This window comes from Fulvivirga kasyanovii (genome assembly GCF_009711405.1).
In the GTDB taxonomy this organism is placed as follows: Bacteria; Bacteroidota; Bacteroidia; order Cytophagales; family Cyclobacteriaceae; genus Fulvivirga; species Fulvivirga kasyanovii.
The window spans coordinates 1-861 of sequence record NZ_SMLW01000133.1; the positions used below are offsets into that span (position 1 = coordinate 1).

1 protein-coding gene and 1 tRNA gene are annotated in these 861 nt (G+C 48.9%); both read right to left on the reverse strand.

Translation table 11 applies throughout. The annotated features are described in order from the left end of the window. Positions 1–658, reverse strand: a 658-nt coding sequence (locus E1163_RS00325; RefSeq protein WP_155168544.1) for an MBL fold metallo-hydrolase, incomplete at its 3' end; no start/stop codon positions are given. Between the two features lie 36 nt (positions 659–694). Beyond that, positions 695–767 (reverse strand) — tRNA-Cys (locus E1163_RS00330). Between the last annotated feature and the right edge of the window lie 94 nt (positions 768–861).

Here is an 861-nt window from a genome sequence, read left to right on the forward strand (position 1 = left end):
TGTTTTTGAACTGCAGATAGATATTGTCTTTCAATACCTGCGAAAACTTTTGACCCGGCTGCCTGCCATAGCTATGTCCCGGAAAAATAAGCGTTTCGGGTGTGAGCCTGGTTTTGAGATGTTCCAGACTTTCAAACATATGGTGTGCGGCCTCCATATCCGGGCAAAGTCCGCAGCCTTCTGCAAACAGTGTATCTCCGGTAAACAGGTTATTGCCTACCAGGTAGCACATGCCCCCTGGTGTATGGCCAGGTGTCAGTATCGGCTGGATCTGGATCTGCCCTACAGACCAGGGCCTCGGATCGATGCCGACCAACTGCGGTGCATAGAACCCGGAATCGGCAATTTCTTCATTGGACATCCAGACGGGGCAATGGTGCTTTTCCGCCAGGGGCCTGGCCAGATCGGTATGATCCGGGTGGGCATGGGTAAGCAGGATCCCGCTCAATGTAGTACCGGTATCTTCCAGGGCATGGTCGATCTTTTCCATGTTCCACGCCGGATCTACAATCACCGATTGGTTAGTAATATTGTCAACTATCAGATAGCTATAGTTGACCATGGATACATAAGTCATTCTCAGTACAGCAACTTGTATTACCCCTCTGAATCCTGCGTCTATGTAATGAATACCCCTCTCTAAGTCTTCAAACTTCATTGACATATAAATAAGTCGTTTAACTGTATGTTTTAGAGGCGCCGAGTGGACTCGAACCACTGAATAAAGGCTTTGCGGGCCTTTCCCTTAGCCACTTGGGTACAGCGCCATGTGCTTTCTTAAAATGGCCTTCTTACAGGTTTTCCGTTCAGGAAAAACGCCTGCTTTACCTGAAGGCTTCCGCCTTGAGCTTAGTGGGTTCC